The 22,935-nt window shown below is 43.8% G+C and carries 18 protein-coding genes and 1 other annotated feature; of the genes, 2 read left to right on the forward strand and 16 right to left on the reverse strand.

The annotated features are described in order from the left end of the window. Positions 1–57: 57 nt before the first annotated feature. Positions 58–2,700 (reverse strand): valine--tRNA ligase, encoded by a 2,643-nt coding sequence (gene valS, locus NX903_RS13385; RefSeq protein WP_017697542.1) that lies wholly within the window; start codon positions 2,698–2,700, stop codon positions 58–60. Between the two features lie 59 nt (positions 2,701–2,759). Further along, positions 2,760–2,982: a binding site (T-box leader), on the reverse strand. Positions 2,983–3,147: 165 nt separating this feature from the next. On the opposite strand from valS, the gene NX903_RS13390 reads away from it, so the two are divergent. Next, positions 3,148–3,339, forward strand: coding sequence for a hypothetical protein (locus tag NX903_RS13390; RefSeq protein WP_003222590.1), 192 nt, complete (start codon positions 3,148–3,150; stop codon positions 3,337–3,339). A gap of 18 nt (positions 3,340–3,357) precedes the next feature. Here the strand turns inward: NX903_RS13390 and cotN are convergent, their stop codons facing one another. From cotN to hemA, 8 genes are all read right to left on the reverse strand, one after another. Continuing rightward, complete coding sequence (cotN, locus tag NX903_RS13395) at positions 3,358–4,383, reverse strand: spore coat protein CotN (protein WP_076458222.1); 1,026 nt, start codon at positions 4,381–4,383, stop codon at positions 3,358–3,360. 32 nt (positions 4,384–4,415) lie between these two features. Beyond that, positions 4,416–6,143 (reverse strand): spore coat morphogenetic protein SpoVID, encoded by a 1,728-nt coding sequence (gene spoVID / locus NX903_RS13400; RefSeq protein WP_086344158.1) that lies wholly within the window; start codon positions 6,141–6,143, stop codon positions 4,416–4,418. A 130-nt stretch (positions 6,144–6,273) separates the two neighbouring features. Then, the gene (gene hemL, locus NX903_RS13405) at positions 6,274–7,566 is read right to left on the reverse strand and encodes a glutamate-1-semialdehyde 2,1-aminomutase (protein ID WP_015251539.1); all 1,293 of its coding nucleotides are present in this window, start codon (positions 7,564–7,566) and stop codon (positions 6,274–6,276) included. A gap of 29 nt (positions 7,567–7,595) precedes the next feature. After that, on the reverse strand, positions 7,596–8,570 hold the full coding sequence (gene hemB, locus NX903_RS13410; RefSeq protein WP_015483525.1) for a porphobilinogen synthase: 975 nt from the start codon (positions 8,568–8,570) through the stop codon (positions 7,596–7,598). After that, positions 8,567–9,355: a uroporphyrinogen-III synthase gene (hemD, locus tag NX903_RS13415; RefSeq protein ID WP_086344159.1), complete on the reverse strand. Its 789-nt coding sequence runs from the start codon at positions 9,353–9,355 to the stop codon at positions 8,567–8,569. Before hemD ends, hemB begins: the two co-directional genes overlap by 4 nt. Beyond that, positions 9,345–10,289, reverse strand: a complete 945-nt coding sequence (hemC, locus tag NX903_RS13420) for a hydroxymethylbilane synthase (RefSeq protein WP_086344160.1) — start codon at positions 10,287–10,289, stop codon at positions 9,345–9,347. Before hemC ends, hemD begins: the two co-directional genes overlap by 11 nt. A gap of 32 nt (positions 10,290–10,321) precedes the next feature. Then, a complete protein-coding gene (locus NX903_RS13425; protein ID WP_003222575.1) occupies positions 10,322–11,152 on the reverse strand; it encodes a cytochrome c biogenesis protein in 831 nt (276 codons plus the stop codon). A 7-nt stretch (positions 11,153–11,159) separates the two neighbouring features. Continuing rightward, on the reverse strand, positions 11,160–12,527 hold the full coding sequence (hemA, locus tag NX903_RS13430; protein WP_004399038.1) for a glutamyl-tRNA reductase: 1,368 nt from the start codon (positions 12,525–12,527) through the stop codon (positions 11,160–11,162). A 229-nt stretch (positions 12,528–12,756) separates the two neighbouring features. Between hemA and NX903_RS13435 the strand changes: the two genes are divergently transcribed. After that, a complete protein-coding gene (locus tag NX903_RS13435; RefSeq protein WP_003229624.1) occupies positions 12,757–13,254 on the forward strand; it encodes a hypothetical protein in 498 nt (165 codons plus the stop codon). Positions 13,255–13,275: 21 nt separating this feature from the next. Here the strand turns inward: NX903_RS13435 and yihA are convergent, their stop codons facing one another. The 7 genes from yihA to leuD all read right to left on the reverse strand — a co-directional run bounded on the left by yihA (position 13,276) and on the right by leuD (position 22,933). After that, entirely contained in the window at positions 13,276–13,863 is a 588-nt protein-coding gene (yihA, locus tag NX903_RS13440) for a ribosome biogenesis GTP-binding protein YihA/YsxC (protein WP_003229621.1), read from the reverse strand. Then, positions 13,860–16,184, reverse strand: a complete 2,325-nt coding sequence (gene lon, locus NX903_RS13445; protein WP_086344161.1) for an endopeptidase La — start codon at positions 16,182–16,184, stop codon at positions 13,860–13,862. The genes yihA and lon overlap by 4 nt, the downstream gene beginning before the upstream one ends. A 180-nt stretch (positions 16,185–16,364) precedes the next feature. Beyond that, a complete protein-coding gene (gene lonB, locus NX903_RS13450) occupies positions 16,365–18,023 on the reverse strand; it encodes an ATP-dependent protease LonB (protein WP_004398923.1) in 1,659 nt (552 codons plus the stop codon). A 151-nt stretch (positions 18,024–18,174) separates the two neighbouring features. Then, the gene (gene clpX, locus NX903_RS13455) at positions 18,175–19,437 is read right to left on the reverse strand and encodes an ATP-dependent protease ATP-binding subunit ClpX (protein ID WP_003229613.1); all 1,263 of its coding nucleotides are present in this window, start codon (positions 19,435–19,437) and stop codon (positions 18,175–18,177) included. 271 nt (positions 19,438–19,708) lie between these two features. Next, positions 19,709–20,983: a trigger factor gene (gene tig, locus NX903_RS13460; protein ID WP_086344162.1), complete on the reverse strand. Its 1,275-nt coding sequence runs from the start codon at positions 20,981–20,983 to the stop codon at positions 19,709–19,711. A 227-nt stretch (positions 20,984–21,210) separates the two neighbouring features. Beyond that, positions 21,211–22,215, reverse strand: a complete 1,005-nt coding sequence (gene ddcA / locus NX903_RS13465) for a DNA damage checkpoint antagonist DdcA (protein WP_086344163.1) — start codon at positions 22,213–22,215, stop codon at positions 21,211–21,213. A gap of 118 nt (positions 22,216–22,333) precedes the next feature. Further along, positions 22,334–22,933 carry a 3-isopropylmalate dehydratase small subunit gene (leuD, locus tag NX903_RS13470; RefSeq protein WP_014480472.1) on the reverse strand — a complete coding sequence of 200 codons (600 nt, stop codon included), beginning with the start codon at positions 22,931–22,933 and terminating at the stop codon, positions 22,334–22,336. Positions 22,934–22,935 lie beyond the last annotated feature (2 nt).

Raw genomic sequence — 22,935 nt, forward strand, 5'->3', positions numbered from 1 at the left:
ATAATCCCCTCTTTTATAAGACAAGGCGGTTTCTCTAGAAACCGCCCCGGCTTTTCATTAACCCTTCAGCTCAGCCATTCGTTTTTGAACAGCGTCACGCTTCGCCACATAATCTTTTTCTTTTTCACGTTCTTCATCAATTACGTGTGCAGGCGCTTTTTTCATAAATCCTTCATTTCCAAGTTTCTTTTGGACACGCTCAACTTCTTTTGTCAGTTTATCAAATTCTTTTTGCAGACGGGCAATTTCTTCATCAATATTGATTAAGCCTTCAAGCGGAAGAATAACCTCTGCTCCTGAGACAACGGCCGTCATCGCCTTATCAACAGCCTCAATATCGGTGCCGATTTTAAGCACGCTCGGATTCGTAAAGCGTTCAACATATGAACGGTTCGCTTCGAGGCGGGCTGCTATTTCGTCTGTGCTTGTTTTAATGTACAGTTCAACCTGCTTGCTCATTGGCGTATTGACTTCACTGCGGATATTGCGCACAGAACGGATTAGCTCAACAAGAAGCTTCATGTCAGCTGCCGCTTCAGTATCGGTATGCTCCGGCACTACTACAGGCCATTGACTTACTGTAATCGATTCCCCTTGGTGAGGAAGGTGCTGCCAAATTTCCTCCGTTAAGAATGGCATAAACGGATGGAGCAGACGCATCGTTTGATCAAGTACGTAAGCAAGGATGGAACGGGTAGTTTTCTTGGCAGCTTCGTCTTCTCCATAAAGCGGTAGCTTCGCCATTTCAATATACCAATCACAGAAATCATCCCAAATAAAGTTATATAAATGGCGTCCTACTTCACCAAATTCATATCGGTCAGCAAGCTGGGTCACGTGCTCGATCGTTTCATTTAATCGCGTTAAAATCCACTTGTCAGCGACTGACTTTTCGCCTGACAGATCAAGCTCATCGTACGTCATGCCATCCATATTCATTAATGCAAAACGGGAGGCGTTCCAAATTTTATTGGCAAAATTCCAGGTCGATTCCACTTTTTCATAGCTGAAGCGCAGATCCTGGCCAGGAGAGCTTCCAGTCGCAAGGAAATAACGCAGAGAATCGGCTCCGTACTTGTCAATCACATCCATCGGGTCGACACCGTTGCCAAGAGATTTACTCATTTTCCGGCCTTGCTCGTCACGGATTAAGCCGTGGATTAAAACATCTTTGAACGGGCGCTCGCCTGTAAATTCAATGCCTTGGAAAATCATGCGTGATACCCAGAAGAAAATGATATCGTACCCTGTCACGAGAACATCTGTCGGATAGTAGCGTTTAAAGTCTTCAGCCGTTACATCAGGCCAGCCCATTGTGGAGAAAGGCCATAGCGCAGAACTGAACCATGTATCCAGTACGTCTGTATCCTGTTCCCAATTTTCGCTGTCTTCCGGCGCTTCAAGCCCGACATATAGCTCGCCTGTTTCTTTATGATACCAGGCAGGAATACGATGGCCCCACCACAATTGACGGGAGATACACCAGTCGCGGATGTTTTCCATCCAGTGTAAATACGTTTTTTCGAAACGGTCAGGCACAAAGTTGACCTTTTCTTCTTTCTTTTGCAGCTCAATCGCTGCATCAGCAAGCGGCTGCATGCGCACAAACCATTGTGTAGAAAGATAAGGCTCCACAACAGCTCCGCTTCGTTCACTATGGCCGACAGAGTGCATATGATCCTCGATCTTGAAGAGAACTCCCGCCTCCTGTAAATCTTTCACGAGCTTTTTGCGGCATTCAAAACGATCCATACCTTGATATTGGAGCGCATTTTCATTCATCGTGCCATCTTCATTCATGACAAGGATGCGTTCTAAATTGTGGCGGTTGCCAAGCTCGAAGTCGTTCGGATCATGAGCAGGTGTAATTTTCACGGCACCTGAACCAAATTCCATATCAACATAGTCATCACCGACAATCGGAATTTCACGATTTACAATCGGCAGAATCACCGTTTTTCCGATAAGGTGTTTATAGCGCTCGTCTTCAGGGTGAACGGCAACAGCTGTATCACCGAGCATTGTTTCAGGACGTGTCGTCGCAATTTCAATTGAGCCTGAACCGTCAGCAAGCGGATAGCTCATATGATAGAACGCGCCTTGAACATCCTTGTAAATCACCTCAATGTCGGATAGGGCTGTTTTTGTCGCTGGGTCCCAGTTAATAATATATTCGCCTCTGTAGATCAGGCCTTTTTCATAAAGCTTAACGAATACTTCTCTTACCGCTTTGCTCAAGCCTTCATCCAGCGTAAAACGTTCACGGGAATAATCTAGGCCAAGACCTAATTTCGCCCACTGGCTGCGAATAAAGTCAGCATATTCTTCCTTCCACTTCCACGTTTCTTCGAGGAATTTTTCACGGCCTAAATCGTAGCGGGATTTGCCTTCTTCACGAAGTTTCGCCTCCACTTTAGCCTGTGTTGCGATGCCGGCATGGTCCATGCCTGGAAGCCACAGCACATCATAGCCCTGCATGCGTTTCATTCTTGTTACAATGTCTTGCAGCGTTGTGTCCCATGCGTGGCCAAGGTGAAGTCTTCCTGTTACGTTTGGCGGCGGGATGACAACAGAGTATGGCTCTTTTGTCTGGTCACTGCCCGCTTCAAAAAATTTGCCTTTTAGCCAAAAATCATATCGGTCTTTTTCAACCGCTGCCGGATCATATTTCGTCGGCATTGTTTGTTCATTCGTTTCCATCATAACCCTCCAGCATGTTTAAAAATGGCTGAGAACGAAAAAAGAGCTCTTCATCCCTGTAAAAGGACGAAAAGCTCTTTCGCGGTACCACCTTTTTTCATGAACTCTATCAGTTCATGCACTTATAACGGATAACGGGTGTTTCCCGAATTTCTCTACTCTTCTTTCAAGAAATTATGCTCCCGGGCGACCTTCCAATCAGACAACATAAGAAGCCTTTCAGCAAACGGCTTCTCTCTCTGCATGCGCCTTTTTTGTACTCTTCCCGTTCTAAGCAGGTGTATTTATCAGCTCATTGTATACATTATTTATGTTCTTTATTATAGTAAAAGTGTTTTTGATTCGTCAATCATCTTTTCCAAAAACACCGCTTTCTATACAGATGGGCAGGCACCTATTGCCCAAGTTTACATATGATGCTTGTAAATGCGTAGAGGAGGATGCACCGTGAAGAAACGTTTCAGCTCTTATTCGCTGCCGCCATGGGTAAGGCAAATTCGGCTTGTATCCGCACAAGTGATTATTCCCATTACGATTTTTCAAGGAATCAGAACCATTTTCTTTCCGACAACCTTTGATGTTTTGCTGCTCGCAATCCTAATCTTTTTAGCTTGCGCCCTTCATTTAGAATGGATATAAACAAACAAGTCCGCGCCATTAAGACGTGGACTCGTTTTCAGCCTGAAATTTTTTCTCTTGTTCAATCTGATGAATTTTCATCACAAACGGCTCTATGTTTTTCATTTGCCAATAAGCCTTTAATAATTGTGTACATTCCTCTTTTTCATGCTGTCTTTTCCCAGTTTGATAACCGTTCAGCACCTTGTACATGGCTGCCGGATATGCCATATAGCTGAGAAAAAGACTGACTTCCGCTTCACGCAAAGGGAATGATTTCGTATATCCATAAAACCATTCGACGCATTCCGGACAAGCTTTCGGAAAGCCTCTGAACATTTTTGTATAAAAGCCGAGCAGGTCGTTTTGCGGCGGACCGACAGATGCTCTTTCGAAGTTTGTAAAATATCCGGTCCCGGCATCATTATACAGAAAATGGTGTATAGACAGGCTGCCGTGGTTCATTACAACCCTTGAAACGTCCTTTTCCTTTGCCGACTCATACCAGTCCTCCAGCCGTTCCAGCGCAAAATTCACCGCGGAAATGGTTTCTGAAAAATAGGTTATGGCCTGGAGTTCAAAAGGAGAAAGGTACCATTCCTTCTCCGCTCTATCCACAAACTGCTCATAGAAAATTTTATCTTGTTCCCACTTTTTTTTCGTTTGCCCGTAATAACGTTCAATCTCATCACGTCTAACCTTTAGTTCCTGCGCGGTTCTCTCGTGAAGACGGGCTGTTTCTCTAAATAAATAAGCATGTTTCTGATCCCGTTCTTCCTCTTGGTCAAATTGGAGCCAAGGCATTAAATAGTAGGTATCTCCGTATTGTATGCCTGCTGAGAAAAACTCACCGCTATTTGTTCTGTAAACGGGAACGAATGAACGAAAGCCTTTTTCCTCAATCGCCACCATATGATCTGTAAAATGCTTGCCGCGACCCTCTTTCAATTTTTTCAGGGCAAATACACCGTAGTCTGTATACACTTTCCAAACAAGAGGACTGACAGGCTCAATAAATTGAGCAGTCAGTCCGTATTCCCGAAGAACCGATTGGGTATCTTCCATTTCATTCACCACATTTTCCGATCGCTTACGGTTTACGCATGGCTATTTTTATATTGAGGAATATAGAGAATCTGTCCTGCTTTTAATTCATCATCCAAGGCTAAAGAATTCATCCTGATCAGCTGCTGGGATGTAATTTCATACCGTTCGCATAAACGCTCGATCGTATCTTCCTGCTGCACAATGCATATTTTCATTCTCGAAAACTCATCCGCTTCTTTTGTAAAGAGTTTTGTTAAATAAAGAGAATTATCACTTTCCTTTGTTTGAGGTTCCTTCGTTTCAGCAGCAGGAGCAACCCTAGGAACAGCATCCGTTTCCTTCCTTTCAGTCTCAGAAGTTTCAGGCAGCTGGAAGGATTGAAAAGGTGTTTCTTCCTTAGGCTCTTCAGCTGATGGTGTTTTTCTCACTTCAATTTCGAAGCTCTCTTCCTCTTGTTCTTCCTCCTCCAGCAGCTTAGGCGCTGAATAAAAAGAATCCTCCTCTTCTTGTTCAGGCAGGAAGGTACGGTATGCCGGTTCAGGCAATTCTTCTTGAGATGCCTCCTCCGAGCTTGTTTTTTGGTTGAAATGGAAATGTAAATCGGCATTGTCATTCTCCATATATACAGCTGAAGCTGTTTCTCTGCTATCTTCTATGGAGAGAGCGGCCTCTGATACACTCTCCAAAGCTTCATCCGGTTCCGCCTCTTCTTGGCAAAGCGCAGGATCAGCCTGATCCGATTGAGCCGCTTCTTCCTTTTGAGCCTCTTGGCGCAGCGCATATTCATGATTAGGAGACACTGTTGTTTCCGCTTTTTCCTCTGCAATCACAGTCTCTGAATGAAGCTCAGCTTCCAAAGCAGGCGATTCTTCTGCTTCAGCGTGTTCACGAAGCTCAGTCTCTGCTGGAGAGTCTGCTTCTTCACGAACATCCGCTATTGCAGCTGCCGGCTCTGCCGTTTCTTTTTTTGCTTTAACGATCTCTTGAATCTCTATTTCTGAAGGATCAGGTTCTGGCTCAGATTCTTCTGTTTCCGATTCAGCACGAACCTCCGTTTCCGGCACAGCAAGCTCTTCTGACTCTTCTTCCTCTTTCACATCTTCTCTGGCCTCTGGTTCTGAAGCAACCGATTCAGGCGGCTCAGATTCTGCTTTTTCTGTCTCCAGTTCTTCACGGAGCCCCGCTTTCGAGATAAAAAGTTCTGGCGGTTCGGCTGGCGGTTCATGCTGAAGAACTGCTTCCTCTGCCGATGATGCACCCGGTTCTTCTACTACACTATGTGCCGGCGGCTCTGAAAGCTCTTCCTCCCTGAATGCCGCAGGAGCTTCATATAAAGGTATCTCCGGCTCTTTGTCTTGCGTATCATCCAAAAGTCCTTCAATCGCTAAATCAGCTTGAATTGTTAAAATGCGCGAATCCGTCAATTGATAGTCAAATGCGTCAATAAAGACGAAGACATCCTGTAAATGGCTCACTTTATTTTTCGGAATGGTAATATCCACAGGAAAACAGTGAGTCAGTTCCGCACTTCCATCCTCTCTCTTTCTGACTTGTTCAACAAACCGCTTATCTGTATAAATCTCTTCGGTATGTTTGTTTTGATCTATGTTGTACTCACCTGTAAGTTCAAGCGATCCTATGATTGATACATAATCATTTACTTCCTGAACCCTAATATCAGGATCTAATGAAATAGAAAGCAGTTCAGAAACTTCCTGTCCTTTTTGGAAACAGATCGATTCTTCTACAGAAAATTGCAATCGATGATTTTGCGGCAAGTTCATATCCTCCTTTCATCTAATCCTTAAAATTAGATGTCACTAAAGGTGTATGTATGAACTGGAGAAAATATGAGTGGGAGAGCACGAAAAAACCGGCACAAGGAGTCCTTGATACCGGTTTTCACTCTTATCTGCGGCTGATCTCAGCAAATACTTTCTCAGCTGCCTGGATTGTGTTTTCAATATCTTCATCAGTATGGGCCGTTGAGAGGAAAAGACCTTCGAATTGTGATGGCGGAAGGAATACCCCTTCATTTGCCATCCCTTTATAATAGCTTGCGAACAGCTTCAAATCAGATGATTTCGCTGTTTCATAATTAATGACTGGTTCGTTTGTAAAGAAGAAACCGATCATCGAACCTGCACGGTTAAAGGTATGCGGAATGCCATGAACCTCGGCGGCTTTTGAAATTCCTTCTTCCAGTCTGTCGCCTTTTTTGATGAAATTCTTGTAGGAATCAGGTGTCAGCTGTTTCAATGTCTCTAAGCCAGCCGTCATCGCAAGCGGGTTGCCTGACAATGTACCAGCTTGATAGATCGGACCGCTTGGAGCGATCTGCTCCATGATTTCTGCCTTTCCGCCATAAGCGCCGACAGGAAGTCCGCCCCCGATTACTTTTCCTAAACAAGTCAGATCAGGCGTTACGCCGAAGTAACCTTGAGCGCAGTTATAATCAACCCGGAAGCCTGTCATCACTTCATCAAAAATCAGCAGGGAGCCGTACTGCTCAGTGATATCACGCAGACCCTGCAGGAAGCCTTCTTGCGGCGGAACAACACCCATATTTCCGGCAACTGGCTCTACAATGACTCCCGCAATGTCTTCACCGAATTGCTGGAAAGCAAGCTTTACACTTTCTAAATCATTGTACGGAACGGTGATGGTGTTTTTCGCAATGCCTTCAGGCACCCCCGGGCTGTCAGGCAGACCGAGAGTGGCAACACCTGAACCAGCTTTAATCAAGAGAGAATCGCCGTGTCCGTGGTAGCAGCCCTCAAATTTTAAAATCTTGTTGCGGCCTGTATAGCCCCTTGCCAAACGGAGGGCACTCATTGTAGCCTCTGTTCCGGAGCTTACCATTCGTACAATTTCTACAGATGGCACACGATCAATGACGAGCTTAGCCAGTTCATTTTCTACTTCAGTCGGAGCACCGAAGCTTGTCCCGTATTCAGCCACTTTTTTGAGGCTTTCTACGACGCGGTCATTTGTATGCCCTAAAATTAAAGGCCCCCATGACAAGACGTAGTCAATATATTCATTCCCGTCAATATCAAAGATTTTCGAGCCTTTTCCACGCTCCATAAAAATCGGGTCCATGTCTACCGATTTAAATGCGCGAACGGGACTGTTCACACCGCCTGGCATGAGTTTTTGCGCTTCTTTAAAAGCCGTTTTTGATTTTTCATAGCTTCTCATCTGCCTCAACTCCTGTCAACTGAATAAAATTACTCCGCAAGCCATTTCGCTGCGTCTTTCGCATGATACGTAATAATCAGGTCGGCACCCGCGCGCTTCATGCTTGTCAAAATTTCCAACACAATTTCTTTTTCTTTGATCCAGCCGTTCTGCGCTGCAGCCTTCACCATTGAATACTCTCCGCTTACATTATAAGCGACGAGCGGCAAAGTAAACTCATTTTTTACGTCACGCATGATATCCATATAAGAAAGCGAAGGTTTGACAATCAAAAAGTCTGCGCCTTCTTCGACATCTGATTGTGCTTCGCGGAGTGCCTCCATACGGTTGGCAGGGTCCATCTGATATGTTTTGCGGTCTCCGAATTGCGGTGTGCTGTTTGCTGCATCACGGAACGGACCGTAAAACTCACTTGAATATTTCACAGCGTAAGACATGATTGGAATATTGACGAATCCTTCTTTATCAAGCGCTTCTCTGATCACTGTAACAAATCCGTCCATCATGTTTGATGGCGCAATGATATCCGCACCTGCTTTCGCTTGGCTGACAGCTGTCTGCGCTAAAAGCTCCAGCGATTCATCATTGAGGATGACCCCGTCTTTGACAAGTCCGCAATGGCCGTGGTCTGTATATTCGCACAGGCACGTGTCAGCGACAACAACCATTTCAGGGAAGTGTTCTTTAATTTCTGTGATGGCTTTTTGGACAATTCCGTGATCATGGTACGCTTGTGTTCCGCAATCATCTTTTTCTTCCGGGATGCCGAACACGATAACAGATTGAATGCCCAGTTTGACCAGCTCCGCTACTTCATCCTTCAATAAATCTAATGATACATGGTAAACATCAGGCATTGACGGAACAGCTTTTTTGCCTTCCAGACCTTCAACGACAAAAATCGGATAAATAAAATCTGATGGGTGCAAACGTGTTTCCTTTACCATTTCTCTCATTGCTTTTGATGTCCGCAGGCGGCGGTGTCTATTAAATGATTGACTCATATTCTCTCTTCCTCTCTTGACATGCTGCACATTAACTCAAGCATGCCATCTATTGTAAATGTATCAGGCATATGCGATGTGATGCCGTATGTCAGAAGGGCATCATTTGTTAAAGGCCCAATGCTGATACAGGCCGTCCCATTCGCCTTCCACTTTTTTAATTCTTCTCCCAAGACATGCATAAACGTATGTACGGTTGATGAACTCGTAAATGTTACATAGTCAAAGGAATATTGACCCGCAGCGTCTTTCAGTGCCTCAATGCCTTCTTCATCCGGAATCGTTTCGTAGAGAACCCATTCCTTTACTTCAAAACCGAGCGGGACAAGCTCTTGTTTTATCACATCACGTGACAAATTCCCTTTCATCACGGTAATGGGCTCCCCCGGTTCAGCATGCTGCTTAAGAGCGTCAGCCAATTGTTCAGCAATATACTCCTGTGGCATCACATCAACCGATACGTTATGCATTTTTAAACGGCGCGCGGTTTTTTCACCGACGGCTGCAATTTTTTTATGCGCAGGGAGAATAAGCTGATTTTCCTTCAGATAAGAAAAAAAGAAGTCTGCCCCGTTCACACTTGTAAAAACAAGCCAGCCTGGCGCGGCAAGATCCTCTCTTACCTGTTCCGCAACATCATTCGGCAAAGCGCGGCGAAACGTAATCAAAGAGGTTAAAACCGCTTTACCGCCAAGCGCCTCCACTTTTTGCTGAAATGATGCTGCCTGTGCCTTATTCCGGGTGACAAGCACTGTTTTTCCTTTCAACGGAAAATCATTTTCCATCCTCGTCAAGCTCCCGTTTTACACGATCAATTAAATCTTTTGCTCCTTTGTCAGCCATAAGAGCGGCACAGCGCTTTCCTACTTCCTCCGGATCGTTTCCGGTGACGGTTTCTTTAAAAATGATTTTGCCGTCAGGTGAAGCGACAAGCCCTGTCATTTCAATTTCATCCTGTCCATTTAACACGGAGTAGCCCGCGATCGGAACCTGGCAGCCGCCCTCCATCGCGTTTAAAAAAGCACGTTCCGCTAAGACAGTCCGTTTTGTATATTCATCTGTAAACTGAGAAAACAACGCCAACAGCTCTTCATCCGATTCTCGGCACTCAATCGCCAGGGCTCCCTGCCCCACAGCAGGCAAACAGCGCTCAGGCTCAAGGAATTCGGTTACGACATCTTGCTTCCAACCCATTCTGGAAAGGCCGGCAGCCGCTAAAATAATCGCGTCATAATCCTCTGTTTCCAGCTTTTGAAGTCTTGTATCTATATTACCTCTAATCCATTTAATTGTAAGGTCAGGGCGCTCAATCAAAAGCTGCGCGCTTCTTCTTAAACTGCTTGTGCCAATGACAGCACCTTCCTTCATTTCTGAAAGCTTTACGCGATTCTTTGAAATAAGGGCATCACGCGGGTCTTCCCGTTCAGGAATACAGCCGATCACAAGGCCTTCAGGCAAAACAGCAGGCATGTCCTTCATGCTGTGCACTGCCATATCAATCTCTTCGTTTAAAAGCGCCTGTTCAATTTCTTTGACAAACAGCCCTTTTCCACCCACTTTTGAGAGTGTAACATCGACAATCCGGTCGCCCTTTGTCACGATCTTTTTAATTTCAAAAGCAAACGAAGGATTGATTTCCTTCAGTTTTTGAATAACCCATTTTGTTTGAGTCATAGCGAGTTTGCTCCGTCTGGAACCTACTTTAATCGTTCTCATCATTTCTTTCCTCCCGAATCTGCTTGGGACATCGTTTAACTGAACCAATGGAATTGCGACAGGCTTCCAAGCAGGAAATAATTGATCATCAGCACCAGAAAACAAGCCGTATTCCACAGTGCTGCGACCTTTCCTTGCAGCTCTTTAATCAGCCTGATATAAAGATAATAGCTGTACAGCAGCAGGACGACAAACGAACCAAGCACTTTGGCGTCAAACCAATACAGCGTTTCTAGTGAGACATACGCCCAAATGACGCCGAGAATCAAACTCAGCAGCAGCATCGGAACCCCAATGACATTTAAAACATACGCCATATAATCAAGCTTAGATAAATCTTCTATTCTCAACAGCCATTTTCCCCACTTTTTCTTTTTCAGCAGATGATATTGAAACATATATAGCACAGAAAAAACGAAAGAAAGGGAAAAAGCGCCATATGAAAGAATCGCCATTGTAATATGAATCACCAAAAGCTCAGATACAAGCTGCCCGGAAAAAGCAGCTGACTGCTGCTCTGTCGGTGAAAATGTGTGAATGGCGATCATAGAAAATCCTATAACATTTGTAAAAAACACGATAAAGTCAACACGTAAAAGCTTTGTCAGTACAAGTGACAGCGTGACAAGCACCCAGGCATAAAAATAAAGCGCCTCTGTCACATTTAATACCGGAAACCGCCCCGTCACCCACATAAAATAGGCCAAATACACGGTTTGCAGAGTCCAGACAATAGAAAGCAACCAGAAGGCCATTTTTCCAGCCTTCCGGTTGTGTTGAAGAAAATCTATAAAATAAAAGAGTACACTTAAAGCGTAAATGACGATTGTCCCCTCATTAAGTCTTGCCATTGCAGTATCAATCATTCAGCTTTCACTCACTTACAAGTGGGCTAAAGCCCGCTTTTGATTCAGCCTTCTTAAAAGAGTGGACCTTCTGGCTGCTTTCAACGGTTTTCATCATTTGACGGCCCGCAGCTTCTTCAATATCAAAAATCTGCATAAACAACGCGAGCTTTTCTTCAGAATCAGCATCTGCCGCAAGCTCTTTCACCTTTAAAATCGGATCACGAAGCATTTGGTTAATAATACTTTTGGTGTGTTTGTTCAACAGTTTTTTCTCTCTTGTGCTTAAGTGAGGCAGCTTACGCTCAATGCTGTCCATCGTTTCTGACTGGATGGCAAGCGCCTTTTCGCGCAATGCAGAAATAACCGGCACAACACCAAGTGTATTCATCCATTGTTTAAATTCCACAATGGTTTCTTCAATTAACAGTTCAACTTTTTCAGCTGTTTCTCTCCGCTCTTTCATGTTCGCTTCTACAATGCCTTCCAGATCGTCGATATCATAAAGAAAAACACCTTCAAGATCATTCAGCGCCGGATCAAGATCTCTAGGCACGGCAATGTCGACCATAAACAGCGGACGTCCCTTGCGAAGCTTATTCGCGTTTTCCATCATCTCTTTGGACACGACAAATTCACTTGCACCGGTTGAACTGATTAAAATATCAGCCTCCGCAAGCGCGCTTTCAAGCTGATTCAAGCTTCTCGCTTCACCTGAGAAACGGTCTGCAAGCTCCTTCGCTTTCAAGTATGTTCGGTTAATGACAGTGACCTTGCCGATTCCCTGTCCGTGCAGGTTTTCCGCAGCAAGCTCGCCCATTTTTCCCGCACCGAGAATCAATATGTGCTTGCTTGAAAGATTTCCGAAGATTTTTTTGGCAAGTTCAACTGCAGCATAGCTTACTGACACCGCATTTGAGCCAATGTCTGTTTCGGCGTGAGTCCGCTTGCCCACTGTAACCGCCTGCTTAAACAGCTCATTAAAAATAGTCCCGATCGTTTTTTCTTGCTGAGCTGTTTTAAAGCTGTCGCGTACCTGTCCGAGAATCTGCGTTTCGCCAATCACCATAGAGTCAAGTCCGCAGGCTACACGGAATAAATGCTCAACAGCGGCATCGCTCTCATAAAACGTTAAGAACGGTGACAGCTCTTCTTTGCTTAATTGAAACCAATCAGCTAAAAACTTTTTTATATAATAACGGCCGGTATGGAGCTGGTCGACTACCGCATAAATTTCAGTGCGGTTGCAGGTTGAGACAATGATGTTTTCAAGAATGCTTTTCTCTTCTTTCAGCTGCACCATTGCTTCTGCCAGCTCATTCGGCTGAAAACTTACTTTTTCACGTATCTCAATAGGGGCGGATTTATAATCTACTCCCACAACAAGTATATGCATCGCTCTAATTACACCCCCAACACCCAATCTCAATTTATAATCATTCTAACATAGAACTCATTATTTATAACAATTATAACATAGTTTCTTTCACAAAATGTGAACAGATTTTAAAATTCTTATGCTATATTAGAAAAAGCTTCAGGGAAAAGAAGCATTCCTATTGACAATACCAAAAACAGCAGAAATTTACTACACATCAGCTCTAAAAAACAAGAAGGTGATATGCATGAAACAAAAATCAATTTTATTCCCTTGTCTGCTGCTTGCCGCTTCTGTATATGCATGGCTAGAAAGCGGTCAAGCCGAACTGTTTTCAGGGCAGGATCAATGGCCTGTTCTCCTCATGCTGTTAGGCGCAGCCTTTGTATATCAAGGAAAAAAAGAAGCCGTTACACCCCATTTTTTTATTGGTTTACTTCTCTTCGGGATCGGTTTACACTTTTTTGCCAAGCCGAAATGGGTATGGTGGCCGGATGATTTTGAAATGCTCCTCTTTATGATCGGCTTCTCACTTCTCGTTTCAACCGTTCAAAAAAAAGAATATGTATATGAAGCTGTGTCGATGATTTGTTTTTCCCTGTTTTTGTACTTTTTCAAACAAATTATGGCATGGCTTGAGTCTGCGCATATTCCAACAGCGCTTCTGAAGGAGTATTGGCCGTTTGTCTTTATTGGAATCAGTTTATTGTTATTATTGATAAAACGAAAAAAATCTATACGATAAATAAAACCGGTAGAGGATCCTCTACCGGTTTATCATTTTTTTGATCGCTCCCCAAGCTTCGTCTTTTCCCTTTTTCGTTTCTGAGGAAAAGAGAATGAGCTCGTCTTCCGGATCAATATTTAATGTTTGTCGGACAACCTTCGCGTGTTTGTCCCATTTGCCTTTCGGGATCTTATCCGCCTTTGTAGCGATAACAATAACAGGAATGCCGTAATACTTTAAAAATTCATACATCTGTACATCATCATTAGATGGCGCATGCCGCAAATCAACGATCTGCACCACAGCTTTTAATTCCTCGCGTGTCGTGATATAGGTTTCAATCATTCTGCCCCATGCTTCACGCTCAGACTTTGACACTTTGGCAAAACCGTAGCCCGGCACATCCACAAAATGCAGCTCATCATTGATAATGTAGAAATTAAGCGTTTGTGTTTTTCCCGGCTTTGATGACGTTCTCGCAAGATTTTTGCGATTGATTAATGAATTGATAAAAGACGATTTTCCTACGTTCGATCTTCCGGCCAATGCGATTTCCGGAAGCCCCCCTTCAGGGTACTGTTCCGGTTTTACTGCACTGATCACGATTTCTGACTTTGTGACTTTCATTTCTTCTCTCCTACTAAGGCATGTTCCAAAACCTCGTCTAAGTGGGACGCCAATATAAATGTCAGCCCCTCCCTGACGCTTTCCGGAATATCCTCTATATCTTTTTCATTATCTTTAGGCGCAATAATGGTCGTTAATCCCGCTCTATGTGCGCCAAGCGCTTTTTCCTTTAAGCCGCCGATCGGCAGCACGCGCCCGCGAAGCGTAATTTCCCCAGTCATGCCGACTTCACGCGAAACCGCCCGTCCCGTTAAAGCAGAAACAAGCGCTGTTGCCATCGTAATACCGGCTGACGGACCATCTTTTGGCACCGCACCCTCTGGTACATGTATATGAATATCATACTTCTCATGAAAGTCAGGTTCAATGCCAAGTTCTTCTGTTTTGGATCGTACATAGCTGAATGCAGCCTGAGCTGACTCTCTCATAACATCTCCGAGCTTTCCTGTCAGGATTAATTTCCCTTTCCCCGGAGAAAGCGATACTTCAATCGACAGCGTATCTCCGCCAACGGTTGTATAAGCAAGCCCTGTCACTACACCAACCTGATCCTCTGTTTCAGCTTGTCCATATCTGAAAATACGTTTTCCGATAAAGTCTTGAAGGTTCTTCTCAGTAACCGTAATCCGTTTTCGCTCTTCAGCAACAATGGCTTTTGCAGCTTTACGGCAAATCGCGGCAAGCTGGCGTTCAAGGCTTCTCACACCAGCTTCTCTCGTATAGTAGCGGATGATATCAAGAATCGCCTGATCACGCAGCTGCAGGTTGCTTTTCTTCAGCCCGTGTTCTTTGATCTGCTTTGGAAGCAAGTGATCCTTTACGATTTCAAGTTTTTCTATTTCTGTGTAGCCTGCGATATTAATAATTTCCATTCTGTCTCTGAGCGGGCCCGGGATTGTGGCCAAATTGTTCGCCGTTGCGATAAACAGCACTTTGGATAAATCAAAGGTTTCTTCAATATAGTGATCACTGAAGCTGCTGTTTTGCTCTGGATCAAGCACTTCAAGCATAGCGGAAGACGGGTCTCCTCTAAAATCAGATGACATTTTGTCAATTTCGTCTAATAAGAAGACCGGATTCAGCTTGCCCGCTTTTTTCATCCCTTGAATAATCCGTCCAGGCATTGCTCCGACATAGGTCCGTCTGTGTCCGCGTATCTCTGATTCGTCCCGTACTCCTCCGAGTGAGATTCTGACGAATTTGCGTCCCAAGCTTTTTGCAATTGATTTGGCTAAAGACGTTTTTCCGACACCTGGAGGTCCTGCCAAACAGAGAATCGGGCCTTTCAGGGATTTGGTCAGCTTCTGGACAGCCAAATATTCTAAAATACGTTCTTTTACTTTTTCAAGCCCGTGATGCTCTTCGTCCAAGAGACGTCCTGCTTCTTTCAAATCAAGCTTATCATCTGTTTCATCCGTCCACGGAAGAGCAACCAGCCAGTCGATATAGTTGCGGATCACGGAGCTTTCCGCAGAACTTGACGGAATTTTTTCATATCTGTTCAATTCTTTAAGCGCTGTTTCCTTCACATGATCAGGCATTCCTGCTTCTTCGATTTTTTCCGTCAGGGTGTGAACTTCGCCAGTTTTGCCTTCTTTATCGCCAAGCTCTTTTTGGATCGCCTTCATTTGTTCACGCAAGTAGTATTCCTTCTGCGTACGCTCCATCGAACGTTTGACGCGCTGGCCGATTTTTTTCTCAATCTCCAGCACTTCTTTTTCATTATTAATAAAATCAATGACCTTGTTCAGCCTGTCTTTGACATCAGCCGTTTCTAAAATATCCTGCTTATCCTTTAGTTTAAGGGGCAGATGAGAAGCAACGATGTCTGCCATTCTCCCCGGCTCTTCGATATCAGTAACCGCGGCGTACGTTTCGGCCGAGATTTTTTTAGAAATTTTTATGTACTGATCAAAGTGGTCTAGCAAAGTCCGCATCAATGCTTCGTCTTCTGTATCTTTTGAATCATCTTCATGAATAAGTTGAATGTCGACCGACGTGTAATCCTCGTGTTCATTGTATTTGACGATCTGGGCGCGCTTTAAGCCCTCCACCAACACACGAATCGTACCGTTCGGAAGCTTCAGCATTTGCTTAATTTTTGTATAGGTGCCGACAGTGAAAATCTCGTCTTCACCAGGTTCGTCTATCGAAATATCCTGCTGAGTGGCTAAAAATATCATATGATCATGCATCATTGCCTGTTCAAGAGCCTGAACCGACTTGTCACGTCCTACATCTAAATGCAAAACCATCGTCGGGTACACTAATAAACCTCTTAAAGGGAGGAGCGGAATGCTGCGTTTTAATTCTTCTGCCATGTGACTGACACCTCCGTGACTTTAGTATGAACCATTATAATACAACTTTTTCATCCTTGTACAATAAACGGCATGGTTCCATTTTCTATAAAACAGTCTCCTCGTAGTATACCCTTTCTTTCTGATATGAAAAAGGAAAAGATGTCCTTCATGAAAAAAACCCTATTATCAAAATAGGGTTTAAACGGATTCTTTATTGATTTCAATATGAAACGGTTTTTGTTCCGTTGGCGGATTCACTAAAATTTCATCAAGCACTTCCTGGAACGTCTTTACTGCAATAATCTCGATCCCGTCAATCTGCTTTAAGATCGCCTGCTGATTTTCATATGGGATAATCACCTTTTTCGCACCGGACTGCTTGGCCGCTTTTATTTTCGGAATGACGCCTCCGATGGGTTTCACAAGACCGTTCAGGCTGATTTCGCCCGTCATCGCAACGGTATTGTCAATAGGAATTTTGTGTATCGCCGAGAAAATTCCCGCCGCCATCGCAATGCCTGCTGACGGCCCATCAATCGGAATCCCTCCTGGGAAATTGATGTGAATATCATAATCAGAAGGCTTCATTCCCATTGTCCGGAGCACGGTTAATACATTTTCAACCGAACCCTTCGCCATGCTTTTTCGTCTGATTGATTTTGATTGGCTGCCGATGCTTTCTTCTTCAGCTATTCCTGTTATGTTAATTGATCCTTTATCTTGAGCCGCGGTTACACTTACTTCGATTTCCAGAAGCGATCCGCTGTTAGGCCCATAGACTGCAAGCCCATTTACAATGCCAACCTGTGGTTCAACACCGATTTTTTGCTCGTGCTTTGGAGTAAGCTGACTGGAGTGAATGACCCATTCGATATCCTCAATCGTAATGTCCTTCCGATTCTCCGTTACAGCCATCCCCGCTGCGATTTGAATCATATTGACGGCTTCCCGCCCGTTCCGCGTGTAGCTGGTCAAAAGATCTAGGCCTTCTTCGGAGATATTTTTTTCAATTTTATCCGCTGCTGTTTTGGCAACCGTTTTCAGCTCGTCCTTTTCAAGCTCGCGGAAAAAAACCTCTAAACAGCGGGACCTGATAGCTGGCGGAATTTCGTTTGGCATTCTCGTGGTCGCGCCAATCAAGCGAAAATCAGCCGGCAGCCCATTTTGAAAAATATCATGAATATGATTCGGAATTTGTGTATTTTCCTCACTGTAATACGCACTGTCTAAAAAGACTTTTCTGTCCTCAAGCACCTTCAGCATTTTATTCATTTGAATAGGATGCAGCTCCCCTATTTCATCAATAAACAGCACACCGCCATGGGCATGGGTGACAGCTCCCTGCTTCGGCTGCGGAATCCCAGCCTGTCCCATCGCTCCGGCCCCTTGGTATATCGGGTCATGGACAGAGCCGATGAGCGGATCGGCAATTCCTCTTTCATCAAAACGGGCTGTTGTCGCATCGAGTTCCACAAAAACAGCCTGCTCTTTAAACGGTGATTGTTTATGTTTTTTTGCTTCTTCCAACACAAGCCGCGCAGCAGCCGTTTTCCCAACTCCCGGTGGCCCATAGACAATCACATGCTGTGGATTTGGCCCGCATAAAGCCGCCTTTAATGCTTTAATGCCGTCTTCCTGTCCGACGATATCTTTAAAGCTTTTGGGGCGGACCTTCTCAGATAATGGCTCGGACAAGCTGATAGCGCGCATTTTCCGAAGCTGCTCCATTTCCTTCTTTGATTCTTTATCTATCGTGACCTTTTGTGTCCTTTGATTTTTAAGCAAATTCCAAAAATACAAACCGATGATGATCCCAAAAAACAGCTGAATAAATAACGCGATCCCTGTCCAACTCATGGTGGTCCCTCCTGAAAAACAATTTATGTATCCAATTCATTCCTCTGATTGCTAGTATCTCCCATAGAAGACGGGAATAAACGTTTTTCCGGAAGAGTTGCATGCAAAAAAACCTCCTGAGTGTTACCACTCAGGAGGTTCGTGCTTATCTTTATGCAGATGTTTTATCTTGGCTTACCTCAGTGCCGTCTTTCAATAAGAGGCGAGGAGGCTCTCCGTGTGTCACAGTTGCCCCGGTAATTACACATTTTTCAATGTCATCACGAGAAGGCAGCTCAAACATCACATCAAGCATGATGCCTTCAATGATGGAACGGAGTCCGCGTGCTCCAGTCTTGCGTTCAATTGCTTTTTTAGCAATTTCAGAAAGCGCTTCTTCTTCAAACTCAAGCTCAACGTTGTCAAGCTCAAGCATTTTCTTGAATTGCTTAACTAGAGCGTTTTTCGGTTTTGTTAAGATCGCAACCAATGCTTCTTCGTCAAGCTTTTCAAGGCTTGCAATAACCGGAAGACGTCCGATAAATTCAGGAATTAACCCGAAACGGAGCAAATCTTCAGGAAGCACTTTTGAAAGAAGATCTTCTTTCTCAAGATCAGCAGCTTTATTGTCGGCACCGAATCCAATCACTTTTTGGCCTAAACGGCGTTTGATGATTTGTTCGATACCATCGAAAGCTCCGCCGCAAATGAACAAAATATTTGTTGTGTCAATTTGAATGAATTCTTGATGAGGATGCTTACGTCCACCTTGAGGCGGCACGCTTGCCACTGTACCCTCAAGAATTTTAAGCAATGCCTGCTGTACACCCTCACCTGACACATCACGTGTGATAGACGGGTTTTCAGATTTTCTAGCCACTTTATCAATTTCATCAATATAGATAATGCCTTTTTCGGCTTTTTCCACATCATAATCAGCAGCTTGGATGAGCTTCAAGAGAATATTCTCTACATCTTCACCCACGTATCCAGCTTCAGTCAAAGATGTAGCGTCCGCAATCGCAAACGGCACATTTAAAATGCGAGCCAATGTTTGCGCCAGAAGGGTTTTACCGCTTCCCGTAGGGCCGATTAATGAAATATTACTTTTTGAAAGCTCAACATCATCAACTTTGCTGTTAGAGTTAATGCGCTTATAGTGGTTATACACAGCAACAGCAAGTGATTTCTTCGCTTGATCTTGGCCGATGACATATTCATTCAAAATTTCGCGAATTTCCTGAGGCTTTGGTACGTCTTTAAATTCTACTTCTTCTTCTGTTCCGAGTTCTTCCTCTACAATTTCAGTGCAGAGTTCGATACATTCGTCACATATATATACACCAGGTCCAGCTACAAGCTTACGAACCTGATCTTGTGTTTTTCCACAGAACGAGCATTTTAATTGTCCTTTTTCCTCGTTAAATTTAAACATTCTTTCACCCCTTAATCTTGTCTCACTTTTTCTTTTACCGGCAGAGCAAAAGAAAATGATTCTTGAAACGAACGAGTATGTATTGCATTTTACCATACTTTCCAAAAAGACGGTAACAATGTGTTTCTGACTTGCACATTCTATATGTATGACAAAAAACAGCCCTGCATTAACTATATTGCCCCAAGAAAAAGAGATAACTCATAATTGTACAAAACAAGGCACGAATGATTCGCGCCCTGTTTTATTAGTACTATTATTATGCACCATATTAACGGTTTTCTACAAGAAAATCAATTGCTTTGCGAACTTTTAAATCTTCTTTCATCGCGTCAGTAGAACCGATGGCTTGTTTAATATTTTCAACAGGCATGTTGTATGCTTCAGCCATTTTTGTAAGCTCAGCATCAACTTCCTCATCTGATACTTCAAGGTTTTCCGCTTTCGCAATCGCCTCAAGAGTCAGGTTAGATTTTACGCGTTTTTCAGCATCTTCTTTCATTTGCTCTTTAAGCGCAGCTTCATCTTGGCCTGAGAATTGAGTGTAAAGCTCAAGGTTCATGCCTTGCATTTGCAGACGCTGTTCGAATTCTTTCAGCATGCGGTCAAGCTCAGTGTCGACCATTGCTTGCGGAACATCGATTTCAGCATTTTCAGAAGCTTTCAGAACAAGCTCTTCACGCAATTTAGCGTCAGCTTCGTTTTCTTTTGCTTCTTCTAAACGTTTCTTTGTTTTTTCAGTTAATTCAGCAAGTGTTTCCACTTCTTCATCGATATCTTTTGCGAATTCATCGTCAAGCTCAGGAAGCTCTTTCGCTTTGATTTCGTGAATTTTCACTTTAAACACAGCTGGTTTGCCTGCAAGCTCTTCAGCGTGGTACTCCTCAGGGAATGTCACTTCAACATCCTTCTCAGCGCCTGCTTCAAGGCCAACTAATTGATCTTCGAAGCCAGGGATGAATGAACCAGAACCTACTTCTAGAGAGTAGTTTTCAGCTTTTCCGCCTTCGAAAGCTTCGCCGTCAACGAATCCTTCGAAATCAAGAACAACTGTGTTTCCTTCTTCAACGGCGCCTTCTTCTTTAACAACAAGCTCAGCTTGACGCTCTTGAAGGGCTTTTAGTTCGTTTTGAACATCTTCGTCAGTTACAGCTGTGTCGTCTTTTTCAATGCCCAGGCCTTTGTATTCGCCAAGCTTCACTTCAGGTTTTACTGTTACTTTCGCAGTGAAGATTAAGCTTTCGCCTTTTTCGATTTTTTCAACATCGATTTCAGGACGGTCTACAGGCTCGATTCCAGCTTCTTCAACCGCTTTAGGGTATTCTACAGGAAGAAGAATATCCAAAGCATCTTGGTAAAGAGCTTCTACGCCAAAGCGCTGTTCGAATAATCCGCGAGGAATTTTACCTTTACGGAATCCAGGAATTGAAACTTGTTTTACTACTTTTTTAAATGCATCATCAAGTGCTGTTTTAAACGTTTCAGCATCAACTTCAACCGTTAAAACGCCTTCATTGCCTTCTTGTTTTTCCCATTTTACAGACATGTGTTTCCCTCCAAAAATCTATTCAGGTTGTGTCGGTCTTCCATTCTAAAGCAATCATTCGGCTTCGTCCAACAAAAACAAAGCTGCCAAAGATCAGAATCATTATGTATAGATGTTAATAATGAACTGCAAAGCCTGTCCAACCGTATTTCTTATAACCCGTTATACACAAATACAACCACTATATTATAACATAACACATAGCGCTTTCAACTATATGGCGCGATTTACAAATAAGAAATTTCTTCAATATCTTTTAACATTGTGCAAGCTTCATCGAGTTCTCTGTCTGTAAATTCATACATCATATGAAGTTCTTCTCTTTCAATTTCAATTCCGTGCATCTCGTAACCGACTTTATGCAGGGCAGCCGCCCAAAGGTCAGCCGACAGCAATTTCGGCTGGAACGGATATAAAACGTACAAATGTCTTCTCCACAATTCTTCTACTGCCGCATATAAGGTTGGATTTTCATTTCCAAGTGTCTCATCCAGCACCCTGAGAACACGGTGCAGAATCGGGGCGGCATCAGGCGGAACAATCTCAGACGGTTCAATTGTCAACGACTCGCCAAATTTGCTAATGTGTACAGGTTTACTGTACTCATGCTCAGCTAACAGCATGACAATCATCGTTTTGATAATCGGATGGGCTGAGGGGTCTTGGAGGATTGTTTTGAGCAATCCTGTATACTTTGCTACGTTACGGTCTTTTAAGGAATGGATGAGATTCATTTGCTCCTCAGGGCTTGCCAGCACTTTCTCGGTGTCAATTGTATCCTCATATTCTTCGGCCCAAGCCTCGTCCTCACGATCTGGATCGGTCATTTTCCGGCTGAAATCCAGCAGCTTATAAAATTGCTCGGCGCTTTCTGCCGGCAGCTGATTTTCTTCCAAAACGGCTTCAATGGTGCTTTTGACTTCTTCGTACTTTTTGAGCTGAATTAAGATGGTCATGTACACCTGCAAAACCGTAAAATAATGGCCATAACCTTCTTTGAGCATCTTCTCGCACACGCTTTCTGCCTTTTCCAGCTCGCCCAGCTCTAAAAAGCAGATGGCCATCCCTAAGTGAAGATCGGATTCAGTATCATCATATTTCATCGCTTCTGAAAACAGTTCAAGCGCTTCTTGATACTTTTTTTCCTTGAGTGATGACATCCCTTTTTCCACAAGGCGGTCTTTCAGATGAGGAAAAGGAATAATTTTTGCGTTTTTCTTGTCATGCGTCATACCTATATTCCTTTCAGGCATTTATTTTGTTCAAGTGTATCAACACCTGTGAACAAAAACAAGAAATGAAAGGTTTCACCAGGCAAAAAAAGCCGCCGGACAAATACCGGCCGCTTTTTCAGGCTTGAAGCCAAGAGCTTCTTTGTGATTCAAATTGCTTGATTTCATCTTCCAGCAGCAGCGTTAATGAAATTTCATCATATCCGTTGATCAGCATCTCTTTCCAATGCGGATCAACTTCAAATGAAATTTGATTGCCTTCACTGTCATGAATCAGCTGCTTTTCAAGGTCAACAGTCATTTGCAATGACTGGTTTTCATACTGGCCGACAAGCTGTTTCCAATTGTCATATGGCATGCGGATCGGAAGCATGCCGTTTTTAAAGCAGTTCTGATGGAAAATATCAGCGAATGACGGCGCAATGATAATTTTAAACCCATAATCATCAAGTGCCCACGGAGCGTGTTCACGCGATGACCCGCAGCCGAAGTTTTCTCCTGCTATTAAAATGGAAGCTCCTTGATAAACAGGCTGGTTTAATTCAAATTCAGGGTTCGGTTCACCATTCGCATCATATCTCCAATCAAAGAATGCAAAACGCCCGTAGCCTGTTCTTTCAATCCTCTTCAAAAATTGCTTAGGAATAATCTGGTCTGTATCCACATTGATCCGATTTAATACGGCTGCTTTCCCCGTATGTGATTTCAAAGGTTCCATCT

This window comes from Bacillus sp. FSL R5-0576, from assembly GCF_038004765.1.
Lineage (GTDB): Bacteria > Bacillota > Bacilli > Bacillales > Bacillaceae > Bacillus > Bacillus subtilis.